The 19,277-nt window shown below is 73.1% G+C and carries 18 protein-coding genes and 1 tRNA gene; 4 read left to right on the top strand and 15 right to left on the bottom strand.

Features of this window, described 5'->3' with window-relative positions:
• The first annotated feature begins 131 nt into the window (after window positions 1-131).
• Window positions 132-725, top strand: coding sequence for a histidine phosphatase family protein (locus tag ABD361_RS09710; protein ID WP_344434473.1), 594 nt, complete (start codon window positions 132-134; stop codon window positions 723-725).
• Between the two features lie 40 nt (window positions 726-765).
• On the opposite strand, the gene ABD361_RS09705 is transcribed toward ABD361_RS09710, so the two are convergent.
• Entirely contained in the window at window positions 766-2,145 is a 1,380-nt protein-coding gene (locus ABD361_RS09705) for an NsdA family TPR-like regulatory protein (protein WP_344434472.1), read from the bottom strand.
• 277 nt (window positions 2,146-2,422) lie between these two features.
• On the opposite strand from ABD361_RS09705, the gene ABD361_RS09700 reads away from it, so the two are divergent.
• Together ABD361_RS09700 and ABD361_RS09695 are read left to right on the top strand one after the other, a co-directional pair.
• Window positions 2,423-2,908, top strand: coding sequence for a hypothetical protein (locus ABD361_RS09700; protein ID WP_344434470.1), 486 nt, complete (start codon window positions 2,423-2,425; stop codon window positions 2,906-2,908).
• A 31-nt stretch (window positions 2,909-2,939) separates the two neighbouring features.
• A complete protein-coding gene (locus ABD361_RS09695) occupies window positions 2,940-3,809 on the top strand; it encodes a spermidine synthase (protein ID WP_344434469.1) in 870 nt (289 codons plus the stop codon).
• Between the two features lie 7 nt (window positions 3,810-3,816).
• Here ABD361_RS09695 and ABD361_RS09690 read toward each other — a convergent pair whose 3' ends face one another.
• The 9 genes from ABD361_RS09690 to ABD361_RS09650 all read right to left on the bottom strand — a co-directional run bounded on the left by ABD361_RS09690 (window position 3,817) and on the right by ABD361_RS09650 (window position 11,639).
• Window positions 3,817-5,208 carry a GH1 family beta-glucosidase gene (locus ABD361_RS09690; RefSeq protein ID WP_344434468.1) on the bottom strand — a complete coding sequence of 464 codons (1,392 nt, stop codon included), beginning with the start codon at window positions 5,206-5,208 and terminating at the stop codon, window positions 3,817-3,819.
• 64 nt (window positions 5,209-5,272) lie between these two features.
• Window positions 5,273-6,112 carry a carbohydrate ABC transporter permease gene (locus ABD361_RS09685; RefSeq protein WP_344434467.1) on the bottom strand — a complete coding sequence of 280 codons (840 nt, stop codon included), beginning with the start codon at window positions 6,110-6,112 and terminating at the stop codon, window positions 5,273-5,275.
• A gap of 9 nt (window positions 6,113-6,121) precedes the next feature.
• Entirely contained in the window at window positions 6,122-7,096 is a 975-nt protein-coding gene (locus ABD361_RS09680) for a carbohydrate ABC transporter permease (RefSeq protein ID WP_344434466.1), read from the bottom strand.
• On the bottom strand, window positions 7,093-8,415 hold the full coding sequence (locus tag ABD361_RS09675) for an ABC transporter substrate-binding protein (RefSeq protein ID WP_344434465.1): 1,323 nt from the start codon (window positions 8,413-8,415) through the stop codon (window positions 7,093-7,095). The genes ABD361_RS09680 and ABD361_RS09675 overlap by 4 nt, the downstream gene beginning before the upstream one ends.
• Complete coding sequence (locus ABD361_RS09670; protein WP_344434464.1) at window positions 8,415-8,618, bottom strand: cold-shock protein; 204 nt, start codon at window positions 8,616-8,618, stop codon at window positions 8,415-8,417. The genes ABD361_RS09675 and ABD361_RS09670 overlap by 1 nt, the downstream gene beginning before the upstream one ends.
• A 146-nt stretch (window positions 8,619-8,764) precedes the next feature.
• A tRNA-His gene (locus ABD361_RS09665) sits at window positions 8,765-8,837 on the bottom strand.
• A 118-nt stretch (window positions 8,838-8,955) separates the two neighbouring features.
• Complete coding sequence (orn, locus tag ABD361_RS09660) at window positions 8,956-9,561, bottom strand: oligoribonuclease (protein ID WP_344434463.1); 606 nt, start codon at window positions 9,559-9,561, stop codon at window positions 8,956-8,958.
• Window positions 9,562-9,566: 5 nt separating this feature from the next.
• Entirely contained in the window at window positions 9,567-10,958 is a 1,392-nt protein-coding gene (locus ABD361_RS09655) for a helix-turn-helix domain-containing protein (RefSeq protein ID WP_344434461.1), read from the bottom strand.
• 348 nt (window positions 10,959-11,306) lie between these two features.
• Window positions 11,307-11,639 carry a hypothetical protein gene (locus ABD361_RS09650; RefSeq protein ID WP_344434460.1) on the bottom strand — a complete coding sequence of 111 codons (333 nt, stop codon included), beginning with the start codon at window positions 11,637-11,639 and terminating at the stop codon, window positions 11,307-11,309.
• 365 nt (window positions 11,640-12,004) lie between these two features.
• On the opposite strand from ABD361_RS09650, the gene ABD361_RS09645 reads away from it, so the two are divergent.
• A complete protein-coding gene (locus ABD361_RS09645) occupies window positions 12,005-12,526 on the top strand; it encodes a universal stress protein (RefSeq protein WP_344434459.1) in 522 nt (173 codons plus the stop codon).
• Window positions 12,527-12,705: 179 nt separating this feature from the next.
• On the opposite strand, the gene glmS is transcribed toward ABD361_RS09645, so the two are convergent.
• From glmS to ABD361_RS09620, 5 genes are all read right to left on the bottom strand, one after another.
• Window positions 12,706-14,526, bottom strand: a complete 1,821-nt coding sequence (gene glmS, locus ABD361_RS09640; protein WP_344434458.1) for a glutamine--fructose-6-phosphate transaminase (isomerizing) — start codon at window positions 14,524-14,526, stop codon at window positions 12,706-12,708.
• Window positions 14,527-14,640: 114 nt separating this feature from the next.
• A complete protein-coding gene (locus ABD361_RS09635) occupies window positions 14,641-14,916 on the bottom strand; it encodes a hypothetical protein (RefSeq protein ID WP_190128819.1) in 276 nt (91 codons plus the stop codon).
• 157 nt (window positions 14,917-15,073) lie between these two features.
• Complete coding sequence (locus ABD361_RS09630) at window positions 15,074-16,234, bottom strand: acyl-CoA dehydrogenase family protein (RefSeq protein WP_344434607.1); 1,161 nt, start codon at window positions 16,232-16,234, stop codon at window positions 15,074-15,076.
• A gap of 9 nt (window positions 16,235-16,243) precedes the next feature.
• Window positions 16,244-17,194: a hydroxymethylglutaryl-CoA lyase gene (locus ABD361_RS09625; RefSeq protein WP_344434457.1), complete on the bottom strand. Its 951-nt coding sequence runs from the start codon at window positions 17,192-17,194 to the stop codon at window positions 16,244-16,246.
• Window positions 17,191-19,272 (bottom strand): ATP-binding protein, encoded by a 2,082-nt coding sequence (locus ABD361_RS09620; RefSeq protein ID WP_344434456.1) that lies wholly within the window; start codon window positions 19,270-19,272, stop codon window positions 17,191-17,193. The genes ABD361_RS09625 and ABD361_RS09620 overlap by 4 nt, the downstream gene beginning before the upstream one ends.
• Window positions 19,273-19,277: the final 5 nt, after the last annotated feature.

Here is a 19,277-nt window from a genome sequence, read left to right as displayed (position 1 = left end):
ACCGCCCCACGACTTCACGGGAGCCACGGAGCGCGGTCCGGGAGACGCCGCAGGTGGCCGCAGGGTTGCCCGGAAGTGACGTGAGTGATGATGGAGACGCACGTCGTCTCACATCCCGGAGGGGCCGAACCATGGCACCGCGCATCCTGCTGGCCCGGCACGGGCAGACCGAGTGGTCGCTGTCCGGCAAGCACACCGGCCGCACGGACATCCCGCTCCTGGACGAGGGGCGGCGGGGCGCCAAGCTGCTTGGCGAGCGACTGCACCGCGCGCCCTGGGACGGCCTGCCGGGCCTGGAGGTGCGCACCAGCCCCCTGCTGCGCGCCAAGGAGACCTGCGACCTGGCCGGCTTCGGCGACCGGGCCACCCCCTGGGACGCGCTGCTGGAGTGGGACTACGGCGCGTACGAGGGCATGACCCCCGCCGAGATCAAGGCCGGCCGCCCGGACTGGCTCATCTGGCGCGACGGCGTCCCCGAGGGCGAGACGATCGCGCAGGTCAGCGCGCGGGCGGACGAGGTCGTGGCCTGGGCCCGGTCGGCCGACCGCGACGTGCTGGTCTTCGCCCACGGCCACATCCTGCGCACGATCGCCGCCCGCTGGATGGGCGAGGATGCCTTCTTCGCCTCCCGCATCCGCCTGGCCCCGACCTCCCTGTCCGTGCTGGGCTGGGCGTACGGCGCGCCCGCCCTGGAGCGCTGGAACGACACCGGCCACCTCGACTGACGGCCGGGCCGGCCGGGCCGGCCGGGCGGTGAGGCGGAACTCACACCGCCCGGGCGGTCGTCTCGTGGCGTGTCAGGAACGAGGCCACCGCCGGGTCGGCCGCGTGCCGGCGCAGCATCCGGCCCGTCGTGGCGAGCATCGAGCTGATCCGCGCCGAGCGCACCTGGTCCAGGTGGCCCAGCGCCCGCTCGCCCGCGGCCGCCGCCGCGTCCGGCGCACCGCTGCGGGCCAGGTCGCCGGCGAGCTGCGAGGTGTACAGCGCGATGTTCCGCGCGAAGTGCGGGTCCTGCAGGGCGACCGCGCACCGCGCGTGCTCCACCGCCCGCCGCCAGTCGCCGAGCACGGACCAGCACTGGGCTTCGAGGAACTCCAGCTCCGCCTCGCCGAAGAAGCTCATCCACTCCGGGTCGTCCTCGTCCGCCCCGTGCGCGAACAGCGTCCGGGCGCGCAGCAGCGCCTCCTCGGCCGCCGCGCGGTCGCCCATTCCCGCCAGGCCGCCCGCCTCCCGCAGGGCCAGCAGGGACATCAGCCGGTGCGAGCCCAGAGCGCGGCCGGCCTGCTGTGCGGCCTGCGCGGCGCGCACCGCCTCGCGGGGCCGGCCGGCGTCCCGGGCGAGGAAGGACATGTTGCAGAACGCGTGCGCCTCCAGGCCCGCGTCCCCGGCGACGCGGGCGGTGGCCAGTGCCTCGGCGTAGTGGGAGCGGGCGTCGGTGAAGCGGCCCGAGTCGTGGGCCAGCCAGCCGACCGAGATGGCCAGTTCCCCCGCGCCCCGGTGCAGCCGGTCGGCCACCGAGCGCCGCCGGGTCTCGGCGTCCAGCAGGTCGTAGGCGGCCTGCAGCGGCCGGGCCGCGCGGCGGTAGAGGCCGTCGGCGCCGTGCCGGTCGTCGAGCAGCCGGATGCGCCGCACCGCCTGTTCGACGGCGCGGGCCTCGGCCTCGCCGGCGCGGCGGTGGCCGGGCCCCGCCGGGGCCGGACCGCCCAGCGAGGCGGCGGCCAGGGCGGCCGGTCCGGAGGTCATGAACGCGCGACGCAACACGTCGCTCTCCTCGTTGCTCTCGGTGGATCTCTCCGCCGTCCCGGGGGTACGGCTTTCGGCGGGGCTCTCGGTTGGATCGGACGGCGCGGAGCCCTTCTTGCGCGCCCCCCGGCCGCGCACGCTCTCGCGCGGCGCGAAGCCCATGTCCGCCGGTTCCCGGCCGGGGAACATATGCCGGAACACTCGCTCGTAGGCGTAGTTGGGGCAGCGGATCTCCCCCGACTCCACGCGCCCGACGTAGCGCGCGTCACAGGAGACGTGCTCACCGATCTCGCGTGCGGCCCGGCGCACCGCCGCCGCGAACTCCCCTGGTGAGAGCTGTCCGCGCAACTGCCGGAACTTCACGTTCGGGCGGGGCGACGGGGACTGGTGGGGCGGCGCCATGGCGGACCCTCTCCCTGGCGAGCCGCTCCGGGACGCTCCCCGGAAGCGGCGGCTGTGCTTGCCGTACGGCGTGATGACCGTACCGGCTGTGACGGGCCCACTATTGAGGGTCCGATGGGGGAATTGGCTACAAACTGGATATCCCACCTGTCATCCGCCATGAACTGCCATCCTTTGCGGCGGCATGTCGCCGTAGCCGTTGACGCATCTCCGCCGTTGAAGCATGTGAGCGTGAGTGCGCTCGACGCTAAGGGCACGGCGTGAGGAGGGGTTTCCCGTGGTGGAGGCCGGAGTGGACATCGGCGGCTCAGGGACGACGGCACTGCACCACCGGCCGCGCCAGGACCACGGCCCGCGCCCGGCGCCCGCCGGCGGCACGGCACAGGAGCGGCACGCCCAGCAGGACGCCGACGGCCGGCCCTGCGACCTCGTCACCGTGCCGGCCCGCCAGGGCCTGGAGGCGGTCGACATCCTGCGGCTGCGCGACGGTGTCGGGCCCGTCCTGCACGACGGCGACTGCGACACCCTCGGCTTCCTCGTCCCACCCGGCACCGCCGACGCCTGGGACCTGCCCGGCAGCGCCTGCACCCAGACCTACGCCCACGCCCTGTCCGCCGGCGTCCCCGCCGACCCGCCCGTGCGCGGTGCCGGCTGGCTCGTCGCCCCGGAGGCCGCCTACGCCTCGGCCACCGACCCCGCCGTGCTGCGCGCCGCCCTCGGCGAGGCGGCCCGCACCATCGAGGCCGTGGACCGCTGCCGCTGAGCCACCTCCCGGCACCGGCGATACTGGACGGGTGGCGAAGGGCAGACGCAAGCAGGAGCGCGGGCGCGCGGCAGAGGCGATATCCGCGCAGGTGGCGGGCGGTCTCGCCGAGCTGGTCCCGGACCGTGACCGCCCCGGCGCTCGGACGCTGCTGATCGACGGCGCCCCGCAGTCCCACGTCGACCCCGACGACCCGGCGTACCTCGACTTCGCCTACCAGCGCCGCCTCGGGCACGTCGCCGACCTCGTCGCGCCCCCGGGCCGGCCGGTGCAGGCGCTGCACCTGGGCGGCGGCGCGTTCACCCTCGCCCGGTACGTCGCCGCCACCCGCCCCCGCTCGACCCAGCAGGTCGTCGAGATCGACGCCCCGCTCGTGGCGTTCGTCCGGGCCGAGCTGCCGTTCGACCCCGCCTGGCGCATACGGGTGCGCGGCGGCGACGCCCGGGAGGGGCTCGCCAAGGTGCCCGACGGCTGGGCGGATCTGATCATCGCCGACGTCTTCAGCGGCGCCCGCACCCCCGCCCACCTGACGAGCACGCAGTTCGTCGGCGAGGTCCGCCGGGCGCTGCGCCCCGGCGGCTTCTACGCCGCCAACCTCGCCGACGGGCCGCCGCTGGCCCACCTCAAGTCCCAGATAGCCACCGTGCGCACCGTCTTCCCCGAGGTGTGCCTGACCGCCGATCCGGCGGTCCTGCGCGGGCGGCGCTTCGGCAACGCCGTCCTGCTCGCCTCCGACCGGCCGCTGCCGCTCGCCGACCTCACCCGGCGCGCCGCCACCGACCCGCACCAGGGCCGGGTCGAACACGGACGGGAACTCGACGACTTCACCGGCGGCGCGGCCCCGGTGGACGACGCCGCCGCCCGGCCGTCCCCGGCGCCCCCGCCCTCGGTCTTCGAGTGACGCCGCGTCAGTCCAGCCGGCCGGTACGGACGACCCGGGCGTACCACTGGGCGCTCGACTTGGGGATGCGGGCCTGGGTGGCGTAGTCGACGTAGACCATGCCGAAGCGCTTGCTGTAGCCGTAGGCCCACTCGAAGTTGTCCATCAGCGACCACAGGAAGTAGCCGCGCACGTCGGCGCCCTCCGCCAGCGCCCGCAGCACGGCCCGCAGATGGGCGCGCACATAGGCGATGCGCTCCGGGTCGTGCACCTGCCCGCCGGCGTCCGGCTTGTCGTCGTAGGCTGCGCCGTTCTCGGTGACGTACAGGGGCAGGCCGGGCACCTCGCGGGTGAAGCGCATCAGCATCTCGTGCAGGCCGGTGGGGTCCACGGCCCAGTCCATCTCCGTCCGCTTGCCGGGCGGATGGTGGAAGACCACCCGCTCGGCACCCGGCCAGGGCGAGGGGCCGCCACGCGCCGGGGGGTCGTTGTCAGTGGCGGCTGATACGACTGTGGGCGTGTAGTAGTTCAGGCCCAGCGCGTCGAGGGGGTGCTTGATGACGTCGGTGTCGCCGTCGCGGACGAAGGACCAGTCGGTGATCCGCCGCGTGTCCGCCAGCAGGTCGGCGGGGTACGCGCCGTGCAGCAGGGGCCCGGTGAAGATACGGGTGGCCAGCGCGTCGATGCGCCGCTGAGCGTCGAGGTCGGCGCACGAGCCGGTGCGGGCCCGCACGACACCGGGGTTGAGGGTCACCGACAGCCGGGCGGTGCCCGGCAGCACGGTGCGCAGCGCGCCGCAGGCGAGCCCGTGGGCCAGGTTCAGGTGGTGCGCGGCGCGCAGCGCCGCCGCCGGATCCTGCCGGCCGGGGGCGTGCACGCCCGCGGCGTAGCCGAGGAAGGCACTGCACCAGGGCTCGTTGAGGGTGGTCCACAGCTCGACCCGGTCGCCGAGCGCCTCGCCGAGCAGCCGCGCGTAGTCGGCGAAGCGCAGCGCCGTCTCGCGTGCGCTCCAGCCACCGGCTTCCTCCAGCTCCTCGGGCAGGTCCCAGTGGTAGAGGGTGACCACGGGCCGGATGCCGTGCGCCAGCAGGTCGTCGGCCAGCGCCCGGTAGAAGTCGAGGCCGCGCGGGTTCGCCGGGCCCCGGCCGGTGGGCTGGACGCGCGGCCAGGAGACGGAGAAGCGGTAGGCGCCCAGACCCAGGCCCGCCATCAGCCGCACGTCCTCGGCCCGCCGGTGGTAGTGATCGCAGGCCACGTCGCCGGTGTCGCCGCCCAGCACCCGGCCGGGCGTATGGCAGAAGGCGTCCCAGATGGAAGGGGTGCGCCCGTCCTCCCGTGCGGCGCCCTCGATCTGGTACGCGGCGGTGGCGGCGCCCCACAGGAAGCCGGGGGGAAAGCCGGACGGCCGGGTCACGGTCATGGGCGGACACTCCTGCGGGAGAGAGGGGAGAGGAGGTGCGAAGACGGTGGGAGCAGCGCACGGTTCAGCCCTTGAGCGCGCCCTGCATGACGCCGCCGACGATCCGGCGGCCGCACAGGACGAAGACCAGCAACAGGGGAAGTGTGCCCAGCAGGGCCCCGGCCATCACCACCGCCTGGTCCGGCACGTAGCCGCGGCCGAGGCCGGTCAGGGCCACCTGCACGGTGGGGTTCTCCTGGGTGAGGGCGATCACGGGCCAGAAGAAGTCGTTCCACGCCTGGACGAAGGTGAGCATGCCCAGCACCACCATCGCCGGCCGGGCAATGGGGAAGACGACGTGCCACACCACCCGCCGGCTGTTCGCGCCGTCGACCCGGGCGGCCTCCAGCAGTTCGGTGGGCAGCGCCTGCAGCAAGTACTGCCGCATGAAGAAGACGCCGAAGGCGCTCACCAACGCCGGCAGCACCACCGCCTGCAGCCGGTCGGTCCAGCCCAGCCGGGACAGCAGCAGGAACAGCGGTACGGCGCTCAGCTGCGGCGGCACCATCATCGTCCCCACCGTCACGGCGAGCAGCGTCCGCCGGCCGCGGAAGCGCAGCTTGGCGAAGGCGAAGCCGGCCAGGGTGCAGAAGAACACCGTTCCCGCCGCGACCGTCCCCGCGACGAGGACCGTGTTGCCCAGCGCCCGGCCCACGTTCGCCTCCGTCCACGCCGTACGGAGGTTGGCGGGCAGCCGGCCGCCGAACCACAGCGGCGGCGGGGTGCGGGCCAGCCGGCCGTCGTCCCCCGAGGCGGCGACGGCCGTCCACAGCAGCGGGAAGAGCGAGCCGGCGGTGCACACCACCAGCACGGCGTACGCGACCGGCCCGGCGCGCGGCCGGCCCCGTGGAGCGCTCCCGGTCACCCGTTCCCCTCACCGGTCCGCGCGCAGCCGGCGCGCCAGCAGCCCGCCCGCGCCCGCGGCCAGCACCAGCAGCAGGAACATCGTCCAGGCGACGGCCGCCGCCCGGCCGAGGTGGTAGTCGAACCAGCCCTGCTCGTACAAGTACAGCCCGAGCGTCTGGTACTGGTGCGAGGCGCCGCCCTTCTGCCCCGCCGCCCCGCCGAACAACAGCGGCTCGCCGAAGAGCTGCGTGGCCCCGATCGTGGACACCACGATCGTGAACAGGATCGTCGGCCGCAGCGCCGGGACGGTGACGTGGCGGAACTGCTGCAGGCGCGAGGCGCCGTCCAGCGCCGCCGACTCGTACAGCTCGTCGGGCACCGCCTGCAGGGCGGCCAGGTAGATCAGCGCGTTGTAGCCCGTCCACCGCCAGACGACGATCGAGGAGACCGCGCACCGCGCGCTCCAGGTGCCGTTCTGCCAGTCCACCGGGCCGACGCCCACCGCGTCGAGCGCCCAGTTGACCATGCCGTAATCGCGCCCGTAGAGCAGCACGAACACCAGCGAGGCGGCGGCGACCGACGTGGCGTACGGGGTCAGCAGCGCGACCCGCCAGAACGTGGCGGCGCGCAGCCGGAGGTGGAGCAGATGGGCCAGGCCCAGCGCCATCAGCAGCTGCGGCACGGTCGAGAGCACACCGATGGTGACGGTGTTGCGCAGGGCGTTCCAGAAGAAGTCGTTGCCCAGCAGCCGGGCGTAGTTGTGCAGGCCCACCCACTGCGCGCGGTCGGGGGAGGTCAGCTCCACCCGGTGCAGCGAGGCCCAGCCGGTGTACAGGAGGGGGAAGAGCGCGAATGCCGCAAAAAGGAGGAAGAACGGCGCGACGAGGACGTACGGGCTCCAGCGTGCGTCCCACCGGTGGGCCCGGCCGCCGCGGGCGGCGGCCTGCCGCGGGCTCTGCCGGGAAGGCGGCGCGCCCTCCAGGACGGGGGCGGTGGCCGTCATGCGTCCACCGCGTTCTCGATCTCCTTCTGCGCCGCCCGCCAGCCGGCCCGGGGGGATCTGCCCTGCTGCTCGACCTGGGGGATGCCCACGTCGGTGAACGCGAGCCCGATCTGCTGCTCCCTCGGCCCGAAGACCAGGGTGGGCACGCCCCGCGCGGCCGCGGTGAAGATCGCTCCGATGGGCGCGTCGCCGAAGTACGGGTTCCGGGCGCTCCGCACCTCCGGCAGGTCGTAGGCGGCGGGGGTGGAGGGGATGGCGGCCTGCCGCCGGAAGAGCCGGGCCTGCTGGGCGGGCGCGGTGAGCCAGACCGCGAGGCGGACCGCCTCCGCCCGGTGCCGGGCGGCCTTCGGCACGCCGATGAAGGAGCCGCCCCAGTTGGCGGGGCGGGGGGCCGCGGCCACGTCCCACTTGTCGCGCCCGGCGGGGCCGGACTTCTCCTTGATGTAGGCGAGCATCCACGGCGGGCAGGCCACCGTGGCGAAGCGCCCGTTCGCGTACGCCTGGTCCCAGGCCTTGTCGAACTGCCGCAGCCGGGCCGTCAGCCCGTCGCGCACCGCTCCCATCGCCAGGTCCCACGAGGCCCGCACGGCCGGGCTGCTCCCCGCGACCAGGCGGCCGGAGGCGTCGTAGTAGCGCTCGGCGTGGCCGTGGAGCGAGGCGTTGTAGAGCCCGGCCGCCGAGTCGGTGAAGACCGTGCCGGCGGGGGCCCGGCGCCGGTAGGCCCGGCCCACGGCGAGGTAGCGCCGCCAGTCGCCGGCCCACAGCCGGCCCACCGCCTCCCGGTCCGCCGGGAGGCCGGCCCGGCGGAAGAGGTCCTTGCGGTAGCAGACGGCGAGCGGGCCGATGTCCGTGCCGAGGCCGATCGTGCGGCCGTCCCGGGTGGTGGCCTGCGCCCACTTCCACGGCAGCCAGTCCGCCCGGTGCACACCGGGGGCCCGGGAGAGGTCCTCGAAGAGGTCGCCGCGCTCCTCGGCCAGCTCGTGGACGGTGCCCACCTCCATCGCCTGGACGTCGGCCAGGCCGCGGCCGGCGGCGAGGTGGGTGAGGAGCTGGGGGTAGTAGACGTCGTTCCGCGCGATCACGTGTTCCTTGATCGTCACGTCCGGGTGCAGCCGCTCGTACTCCTGGTAGAGGCCGGCCTGCCGGTAGCCGAACACGCCGAAGGTGCCGACGGTGACCGTGGTCCGCCCGGCGGCGCGGCCGCGGCCGGCGCCGTCCCCCGAGCAGCCGTCGAGCACGCTCATGCCCAGCACGAGCAGGGCGGCGACGACCAGCAACAGGGCCCGGCGCCGCACGGCTCCGCTCGACCAGGAGGGCATCAGTCGGGGACGACCTGCTCCGCCTGCGGGCCCTTGGCGCCCTGCACGATCTCGAAGCTGACGTGGTCGCCCTCGGCGAGGGACTTGAAGCCCGTCCCCTGGATCGCCGAAAAGTGGACGAAAACGTCGGGGCCGTTGTCGTCCTGCTGGATGAAGCCGAACCCCTTCTCGGAGTCGAACCACTTCACGGTTCCTGTAGCCATCGGTCATGACCCTTCGTCCGGTGCCGCCACTTCAGCTTTCCCCGAACGGGCGGCAGACGTTCCCCGTCCGCCACCGTCATCACCCCTGAGGGGGAACGGCAAAGAGCCCGGCCCGCTTGCGCGGACCGGGCTCTTCGACCGATCAGGGTGAGTAACGGGACTCGAACCCGCGACATCCTGGACCACAACCAGGTGCTCTACCAGCTGAGCTATACCCACCACGTCCGGCGTTCGTTTCCGTGTTTCCCACCGGCCGAGAAAAAGTGTACAGGGTCTTTCGGGGTGCTCGCTCCCGGCTTTCGCCTCGCCGGGAGCGAGCTGCGTCACGTTGCCTTCGCTACGCCTGAACGGGCAGGACGTGCTTGGCCGCGATCGTCCTCGCCGTGTCGGAGTCCGGGCCGGGCTGCGGCACGAAGATCGCCTCGCGGTAGTAGCGGAGTTCGGCGATGGATTCGCGGATGTCGGCCAGTGCCCGGTGGTTGCCGGACTTCTTGGGGCTGGCGAAATAGGCCCGCGGGTACCAGCGGCGCGCCAGCTCCTTCACCGAGGAGACGTCCACGATCCGGTAGTGCAGGTGGCCTTCGAGCGCGGGCATGTCGCGCAGCAGGAAGCCGCGGTCGGTGCTGACCGAGTTCCCGCACAGGGGCGCCTTGCCGGCCTCCGGGACGTGCGCGCGGACGTACTCCAGCACCTGGCGCTCGGCTTCCTCGAGCGTGGTGCCGGAGTCCAGCTCCGCGAGCAGCCCGGAGGCCGTGTGCATCTGGCGCACGACCTCGGGCATGGTGGTGAGGGCCTCGGCGGGCGGGCGGATCACGATGTCCACACCGTCGCCGAGGATGTTCAGCTCCGAGTCGGTGACCAGGGCGGCCACCTCGATGAGCGCGTCGGTCGACAGCGAGAGTCCGGTCATCTCGCAGTCGATCCACACCATGCGATCGTTCATACGTCTCACCCTACGGGGCGCTCCCGCTGGCCGGGCAGCCGTGGGGCGTACAGGTCGGCCTCCCCCCGTCCCGCGTCCGCCGTGCCGCCCCCGGGGCCGTGACCCTGGGAGTGACCGGTCGTATGGGTCAGGTGCCCGGCGTGTCCCGCGCCGTGCCCCCCGCCCGGGGGAGCGGCGCCCAGGGGCGCGCCCGACATGGCGTGCGCGGGCGCGGCCGGGGACCCGGGCGCGCCCGGGAAGGCCGGACGGCGCATCGCCATCAAGGACGGCTCGCCGGGCCGGGCCTCCATCGGGTCCGGCCGCTCGAACCGCTCCCCGCGCTCGCCGCGCTCCATCCGCTCGGGCCGCTCGCCCCGCTCCGGGCGGTCCACCGGGCCGCTCTGCGGCCGGCGGGCCCGGTAGGCCGCCCGGTAGGCGGCCGGGGAGGACCCCAGCTGCCGCCGGAAGTGGCCGCGCAGGGCCACCGGCGAGCGGAACCCGCAGCGTCCGGCGACCTCGTCCACGGAGTAGTCCGAGGTCTCCAGCAGCCGCTGGGCCTGCAGCACCCGCTGGGTGATCAGCCACTGCAGCGGGGCGCTGCCGGTCAGCGAGCGGAACCGCCGGTCGAAGGTGCGGCGGGACATGTACGCGCGGGCGGCCAGCGTCTCCACGTCGAACTGCTCGTGGAGGTGCTCCAGCGCCCAGGCGACGACCTCGGCGAGCGGGTCGGCGCCGATCTCCTCCGGTAAAGACCTGTCGAGGTAGCGTTCCTGCCCGCCGCTGCGGCGGGGCGGCACGACGAGCCGGCGGGCCAGGGCCCCCGCGGCGTCGGCGCCGTGGTCGGTGCGGACGATGTGCAGGCACAGGTCGATGCCTGCCGCGGTGCCCGCGGAGGTCAGTACGTCGCCGTCGTCGACGAAGAGCTCCCGCGGGTCCACGTGGACCGACGGGTAGCGCTTGGCGAGCGTGGGCGCGTACATCCAGTGTGTGGTGGCGGGCCTGCCGTCCAGCAGCCCCGCGGCGGCCAGTACGAAGGCCCCGGTGCACAGCCCGACGATGCGGGCGCCCTCCTCGTGGGCCCGGCGCAGCGCGTCCAGCGCGGCGGCGGGCGGCGGCTGGGTGATCGACCGCCAGGCGGGCACGACGACGGTGCCGGCCCTGGAGAGCGCCTCCAGGCCGTACGGTGCGGTCAGTTCCAGGCCACCGGTCGTTCGCAATGGCACATCTTCGCCCGCACACACCAGCAAGCGGTAGCGGGGGACTCCCGCGTCCTGGCGGTCGATGCCGAAGACGGAGAGCGGAATGGAGCTTTCGAAGATGGGTCCGCCGCTGAAAAGCAGCACGGCGACGATCTCCCGGCGGCGGCGTCCGGAGAGCTTGCGCGCGGTCTCCGGTACGGTCGTGGAGTCCTGGCTCATGGCGCTAAGCCCCCCTCGGCGGTCGAGTCCCCTCGGTCCTGAACGGTTCCCCCGCCGGTCATGGCCAAGATCGAATCTACTGCGTCGCTTGGGGACGCGATGACCAGTTCACCACCCGCCTCTAAGTCGACATGACAACTTGGCGCGAAGCGTTCGATCACGAAGCGTTGCACCTGCAGGCTCCGGTGAAAAGTACGCCTCTCGCCCCTGCCCACACTCCGTAGGCGGCAACCGCGTTTTGGGGTTCTTTCCTTGCTGGTCGACCGGCTGTTGGGAGGGGTGTCGGCCAAGGTACGAGGTTCGGCCTGAAGTTGGCTGAAAACGTATGGGTCCAGGCGTGCGAGGGGGTCAGTCCGCGGAGCTACCGGTGCCCGGATGACGCGCTCCGCGATGGCTCCCGCTGCCCGTCCGGCCGTGCCGGCCGCGGTGCGGAACCGAGCTTTCCGTGGACACCCTGGCGGCGGTGCGCTCGGACTGGCGCAGCAGGGCGTGGCAGACGCACGTGAGCGCCACCAGACCGGCCGCCGTGCCGGCCGCACCGCCGAAGGACTGACCGCACATCAGCAGCACGACGGGCACGAGGGCGCAGCTGAACGCCGCCCAGCGGACCACATCGCTCACCGGATCGGGGGACGGCCCCTCGGGGGCTTCCTCGCGGTCGTCATCACGGCGTGCGGGCACGGAACGGCTCCCTGGTGGCGGCTGCTGGCGGTACTACAACGCCGCGCCGGGGCCGCGGGTCACTGCCGCGGCGGGCCCGGGAGGGGCAGTCCGGGCCATTGCGCTACGCGCCGCGCTCGTGCATGCTCCGGGGAACGCCCACGGGGGTCCGTGCCCGCCCGGCACTCCCTGGGCAGGGGGCGAGTACCGCCGTACCCTGGGGGTAAGCGCTTGAAAAGATGAATCCCGGACGGATTTGGCCGTCCAAGATCCCTCCGGTCGCTCCGCGATCCACCCGGGGTCCATCGACGGGCACTCCCCTCGACAACTCCAACCAGTCCACCCGCCGATCCCCTCGATCAGAGGCTTCCTTCGCCGAGACACCGATGGCCGGTCACGAATTCTCCGAACCCGCGGACCGCAAGCGGATCGCCGATCAGACGGCGCATCCCGAAGCGGCGGAAGAAACACGTCATTCCTGCGATCCGGCGTTCCAGCACGGTGTCGTGGTGGGCTTCGACGGTTCCACGTCGAGTGAACGAGCGCTTGCGTATGCAATCGGTATGGCCCGGCGAGCGGGCTCGGGGCTGATCATCGTCCATGTGGCCAACCGGCTGCCGACCACCGTCTGGGCGGGCTGCGAGCCCCCCGTCTTCGTGGACGTGCCCGACCACCGCACCGAGGTCCTGGGCCTGGAGCTGGCCTGCGCGGACTACCTCTCCGAGGTGCCCTGGATCCTGGTCGAGCGCGGCGGGGACATCTGCCACGAGCTGGAGGAGGTCGGCCGGGAGTACGCCGCCGACGCCATCGTGGTCGGCTCCACGCACGGGCTGGTCGGGCGGATCTTCGGCTCCGTGGCGGGCCGGCTCGCGCGCCGCGCCCAGCGCCCGGTCGTGGTCATTCCGTAGACCCGGTCGTTCCGGGGACCCGGTCGTTCCGGGGACCTGGTCGTTCCCGGATCTGGTCGTTCCGTAAAAAGGGAGCGGCCCTCCCCGGCGTGTGGTGGCACGCGTGGGAAGGGCCGTCCTCTCGGACCTGTCGCGGACAGGTGCGGACAGGTACGAGAGCCTTGAGGGGCCGGTGCCGACTACTCGACGGTGACCGACTTCGCCAGGTTGCGCGGCTTGTCGATGTCGCGGCCCATGGCCTTGGCCGTGTAGTACGCGAAGAGCTGCAGCGGGATGCCCATCAGGATGGAGTCCAGCTCGTCCTCGTTCTTCGGCACGACGATCGTGTGGTCGGCCTTCTCCTGCTCCTGGTGCGCGACGGCGAGGATGCGGCCGCTGCGGGCCTTGATCTCCTCCAGCGCGGCGCGGTTCTTCTCCAGCAGCTCGTCGTCCGGCACGATCGCCACGGTCGGCATGGCCGGCTCGATCAGGGCCAGCGGGCCGTGCTTGAGCTCGGAGGCCGGGTAGGCCTCGGCGTGGATGTACGAGACCTCCTTCAGCTTCAGCGAGGCCTCGCGGGCCACCGGGTAGCCCCGGACACGGCCGATGAACATCATCGACTTGGCGTCCGCGTACTCCTTGGCCAGCTCCTCGATCTGCGCCTCGTTCGCCAGGATCTCCTCGATCTGGCCGGGCAGCTTGCGCAGGCCCTCGATGATCCGCTTGCCGTCGGCGACGGACAGGTCGCGGGTGCGGCCCAGGTGCAGGGCCAGCAGGCCGAAGGAGACCACCATGTTGGTGAAGCACTTGGTGGAGACCACGCAGACCTCGGGGCCGGCGTGGACGTAGATGCCGCCGTCGGTCTCCCGGGCGATCGCGGAGCCGACCACGTTGACCAGGCCGAGGACGCGGGCGCCCTTGCGCTTGAGCTCCTGGACGGCGGCGAGCACGTCGTAGGTCTCACCGGACTGCGACACCGCGATGTAGAGGGTGTCGGGGTCCACGACCGGGTTGCGGTAGCGGAACTCGGAGGCCGGCTCGGCGTCCGCGGGGATGCGGGCGAGCTCCTCGATCATCTGGGCGCCGATCTGGCCGGCGTGGTACGAGGTGCCGCAGCCCAGGATCTTCACCCGGCGCACGGCGCGGGCGTCACGGGCGTCGAGGTTCAGGCCGCCCAGGTGCACGGTGGAGAAGCGGTCGTCGATGCGGCCGCGCAGCGCGCGGTCCACGGCGTCGGCCTGCTCGTGGATCTCCTTGTGCATGTACGTGTCGTGGCCGCCCATGTCGTACGACTCGGCTTCCCACTCCACGGTGGTCGGCTGGGCGGAGGTGCGGGAGCCCTCGGTGGTGTAGGTGCGGTAGTCGTCCGCCTTGAGGGTGGCCATCTCGCCGTCGTCGAGGGTGACGACCTGGCGGGTGTGGGAGACCAGCGCGGCGACGTCGGAGGAGACGAACATCTCCTTCTCGCCTATGCCGAGCACGACGGGCGAGCCGTTGCGGGCGACGACGATGCGGTCCGGGAAGTCGGCGTGCAGGACGGCGATGCCGTAGGTGCCCTCGATGTGGCGCAGCGCCTCGCGGACCTTCTCCTCCAGCGTGGCGGCCTCGGAGCGGGCGATCAGGTGGACCAGGACCTCGGTGTCGGTGTCGGACACGAAGGTGAAGCCGTCGGCGCTCAGGCGGGTGCGCAGCTCGGCGGCGTTGTCGATGATGCCGTTGTGGACGACGGCCACCTTCTCCTCGGCGTCGAGGTGCGGGTGGGCGTTGACGTCGTTCGGCGCGCCGTGGGTGGCCCAGCGGGTGTGGGCGATGCCGGTGGTGCCGTTGAAGCGCTTGGGCAGACGGGCCTCCAGCTCACGGACGCGGCCCTTGGCCTTGGCGCTCTTCAGACCGCCGGTCTTGCCGCCGGCGTGCAGGGCGATGCCCGCGGAGTCGTAGCCGCGGTACTCCAGCCGCTGCAGCCCCTCCAGCAGCAGCGGGGCGACATCGCGCTTGCCGATGTAGCCGACGATTCCACACATAGGTGACCCTCCCAAGTAGGCGTTCGAGGTGCCCGACGTCGCATTCCGGCGATCGGCGGTGAGCTGCTCCGGTGGCCGTGCGGTGCCACCGGGAGCCCCGGGTGTCCCGGCCGGTCAGCCGTAGACGATGCGGCGCAGCTGCCGCAGCGAGAGCTCCGGTGGCGCCACCGCACGGTGCGGCAGTTCGGCCGCGATGCGCTCGAAGATCTCCGCGTTGTTCAGTCCACCGGACTGAAGCTCGCGGTGGCGGCGGCGCACGAACTCCTCGGTCGTCTCGTCGAAGTACGCCAGCACGTCCAGCACCACCCGGGCCGCCTCACCGCGCTGGAGCGGTGTGCTGCGCACCAGGTGGTCGACCAGGTCGTCGTGGGACATGCGGCGTTCGAGCACCCGTCGATATTGAGGGCTGGGAGGGGGTTTCGCAAGAATCCTGCCCGATATCGGGCAGGATGGCTAGCGAATGTGGTGAGAAACGCGGGAAAAGCCTCAGGAAGGGCGGATTCCGCGCGTAACGATCACCGGGAAGGGCGGCGGGGCGTGGCGCTCATCACGCCGGCAGGCCCAGCTCGCGGGCGATCAGCATGCGCTGCACCTCGCTCGTGCCCTCGCCGATCTCCAGGATCTTGGAGTCCCGCCACATGCGGGCCACGGGGTACTCGTTCATGAAGCCGTAGCCGCCGTGGATCTGGGTGGCCTCGCGGGCATTGGTGACCGCGATCTCCGACGAGTACAGCTTCGCCAGCGCGGCCTGCTTCTTGAACGGCTCCCCGTGCACCAGCCGGGAGGCCGCGTCGCGCCAGGCCAGCCGGGCGGTGTGGGCCCGCATCTCCATGTCCGCGATCTTGAACTGGATGGCCTGGTTCGCGCCGATCGGGCGCCCGAACGCCTCGCGGGTGCGCGCGTACGTCACGGACTCGTCGACACAGCCCTGGGCCAGCCCCGTGGCCAGGGCCGAGATCGCGATGCGGCCCTCGTCGAGTATCTGCAGGAACTGCGCGTAGCCCCGGCCCTCCTCGCCCAGCAGGTTCGCCGCCGGGACGCGAACGTCCGAGAAGGACAGCTCACGGGTGTCCGAGGCGTTCCAGCCCACCTTGGAGTAGGGGGCCGCGACCGTGAAGCCCGGCGTGCCCGAGGGAACGATGATCGCCGAGATCCGCGGCTTGCCGTCCGGCTTGTGGCCGGTGACCGCCGTGACCGTGACCAGGCCGGTGATGTCGGTGCCGGAGTTGGTGATGAAGCACTTGGTGCCGTTGATCACCCACTCGTTCGTCGCCTCGTCCAGCCGGGCCGTGGTGCGGGTGGCGCCGGCGTCCGAGCCGCCGTCCGGCTCGGTCAGGCCGAACGCGCCCAGCATCTCGCCGGAGCACAGCCGCGGCAGCCAGGTGCGCTTCTGCTCCTCGGTGCCGAAGCGGTACACGGGCATCGCGCCGAGCGACACGCCCGCCTCCAGCGTGATCGCCACCGAGGAGTCCACCCGGGCGAGCTCCTCCAGGGCCAGGCCCAGGGCCAGGTAGTCCCCGCCCATCCCGCCGTACTCCTCGGGGAACGGCAGACCGAACAGACCCATGCGGCCCATCTCCCGCACGATCTCGTACGGGAACTCGTGGCGCTCGTAATAGTCGCCGATCTTGGGCGCGACGACGTCGTGTGCGAACTCCTCCACCGTGCGGCGGAGTTCCTCGTGCTCGGGGGAGAGGCGGTGGTCCAGCGACATGACTCAGGGCTCCTGGTGGGAGAGGGCACGCACGGTACGGGAGGGGCTGGGGCGGCCCAGCCGGCCGGCCATCCACACGCTGGTGGCGGTGAGACGGCCGAGGTCGACCCCGGTCGAGATGCCGAGGCCGTGGAGCATCCACACCAGGTCCTCGGTGGCGAGGTTCCCGGTGGCGCTCTTGGCGTACGGACAGCCGCCCAGGCCGCCGGCGGAGGCGTCGACGGTGGTCACTCCGTGGCGGAGGGCGGCAAGGGTGTTGGCCAGTGCCTGGCCGTAGGTGTCGTGGAAGTGCACGGCCAGCCGGCCGGTGGGCACGCCCGCCTCGTTCAGCGCGGTCAGCAGGGCGGCGACGTGCCCGGGCGTGGCCACACCGATGGTGTCGCCCAGGCTCAGCTCGTCACAGCCCATCTCCAGCAGGCTGCGGCAGACGCGGACCACCTGCCCGACGGGCACCGCGCCCTCCCACGGATCGCCGAAGCACATGGAGAGGTAGCCGCGCACCGCCAGCCCGGCCTCGCGCGCCGACGCCACGACCGGCTCGAACATCGCCAGCGACTCGTCGACGGTGCGATTGAGGTTCGCCTTGGCGAAGGACTCGGTGGCGCTGCCGAACACGGCGATCTCCCGGGCCCCCAGGGCCAGGGCCCGGTCCAGGCCGCGCCGGTTCGGCACGAGGACGGGCAGGCGGACGCCGCCCTCCTTCAGGTCGGCCAGCTGCGGCATCAGCTGCTCGGCGTCGGCCAGCTGCGGCACCCACTCGGGGCGCACGAAGCTGGTCGCCTCGACCGTCGTCAGGCCGGCGTCGGCGAGACGGTGAATGAACTCCGCCTTCACCTCCGTCGGCACGACGGCCTTCTCGTTCTGCAGGCCGTCCCGCGGGCCCACCTCGTGAATGCGCACCCGGGAGGGCAGCGCGGGGTCGGGGACGACCATGGGCAGGGCGGCGTGGGTCATGACTCCACCTCACTGTCGGACGCCACCGGGGTGACCACGGCCAGGACCTGATCCATGGCCACCGTGCTGCCGGCCGTGACATCGAGCTCCGTGACGGTGCCGGCGTGCGGGGCGGCGATGACGTGCTCCATCTTCATGGCCTCGACGACGAGCAGGCTCTGCCCCGCGGCGACCTCGTCGCCGACCGCGGCCTTGACGACGGTGACCGTGCCGGGCATCGGCGCGGTGAGCGTCCCGGCGTGCGCGCCGGCCGCGCCGCCGTGCAGACCGGCATCGACCGGGTCGTGGGGGAGCAGGTGCCATGCGCCTTCGGCACCGGCGAGCCATGTGCCCTCGGGACCGTGGCTGACGGTGAAGGCGTGGGTGACGCCGTCGAGCTCAAGGCTGATCTCCGCCGCCCCGCCCCCTCCCGCCGTGGCGGGCAGCAGCTTCGCGCTGCGGGGGGCCTCGGTGGCGCCCTCCGTGGCCGGCGGCAGCAGGAACTGCGCGTCCGTCGCCGCCCCGCGCACGCGGACCGTCACCGGCGCGTGCCCCGGAACGCGGAAGTGATGCTGCGTCCAGGCGGCCTCGCCGCCGAGGCGCCAGCCGGTCGGCACGGAGAACGGGTCCACCCACGCGGGAGCCACCGGGCCCCGGTCTTCGCGCGGGAACAACTCCCTCTGGCGCAGCAACGCACCCGCGACGTACACCTCCTGCGGCACCTCCGTCGGTACGAGCGTCGCCGCCTCCCGGTCCACCAGGCCCGTGTCCAGCTCGCCCGCCACCACCGCCGGGTGCCCCAGCAGGCGTCGCAGGAAGGCGGCGTTGGTGTCCACGCCGAGCACGACCGTGCGGGCCAGCGCGCCGCGCAGGCGGCGCAGTGCCGTGGCGCGGTCCGGGCCGTGGGCGACGACCTTGGCGACCATGGGGTCGTACGACGTGCCGACGGCGATGCCCTCCGCGAGGCCGGAGTCCACGCGGACGCCGTCTCCCGTCGGTTCGTGCAGGGTCAGCACCGTGCCGGCCGAGGGCAGGAAGTCGACGCGGTCGCCCGTGACGCGCGCCGTCTCGGCACAGATGCGGGCCTCCACCGCGTGCCCGGTGAGCGTGACGTCCTCCTGGGCGAGGGGCAGGTGCTCGCCGGAGGCGACGCGGATCTGCCACTCGACGAGGTCCAGCCCGGTGATCATCTCGGTGACCGGGTGCTCGACCTGGAGCCGGGTGTTCATCTCCATGAAGTAGTAGGAGGAGGGGTCGTTGCCGGGCACGATGAACTCGACCGTGCCCGCGCCCGTGTACCCGCAGGAGCGCGCGGCCTGCACCGCGGCCTCGCCCATCGCCGCCCGGGTGGCCTCGTCGAGGAACGGGGAGGGCGCCTCCTCGATGATCTTCTGGTGCCGTCGCTGCAGCGAGCACTCGCGCTCGCCGAGGTGGACGACGTGGCCGTGGCCGTCGGCGAGGACCTGGATCTCGATGTGCCGGGGCCGGTCGACCCAGCGCTCGACGAGCAGGGTGTCGTCGCCGAAGGAGCCGCGCGCCTCGCGCCGCGCCGCCGCGATCTCCTCGCCGAGCGCGGCCTCCTCGCGCACCAGGCGCATGCCCTTGCCGCCGCCGCCCGCCGAGGGCTTGAGCAGCACGGGCATGCCGATCCCGCGCGCGGCGGCCGCCAGTTCGGCGTCGCTCAGGCCGCTGCCCGAGGAGCCGGGCACGACCGGCACACCGGCCGCGCGGACCGTCTCCTTGGCGCGGATCTTGTCGCCCATGAGCTCGATCGCACCGGCCGGCGGGCCGATGAAGACCAGGCCGGCCTCGGCGCAGGCGCGGGCGAAGGCGGCGTTCTCGGCGAGGAAGCCGTAGCCGGGGTGGACGGCCTGCGCGCCGGTACGGGCGGCGGCGTCGATCAAGCGCGGTATGGACAGGTAGCTCTCGGCGGCGGCCGCCGGGCCGATGCGCACGGCGGTGTCGGCCTCGCGCACATGGCGGGCGCCGGCGTCCGCGTCGCTGAAGACGGCGACCGAGTGGATCCCGAGCGAGCGCAGGGTGCGCACGACCCGTACGGCGATCTCGCCTCGGTTGGCGACCAGGACAGTGTCGAACATGCTCC

Source organism: Streptomyces luteosporeus (assembly GCF_039532865.1).
GTDB classification, from domain to species: Bacteria; Actinomycetota; Actinomycetes; order Streptomycetales; family Streptomycetaceae; genus Streptomyces; species Streptomyces luteosporeus.
This window is presented reverse-complemented; position numbering and strand designations above follow the sequence as displayed.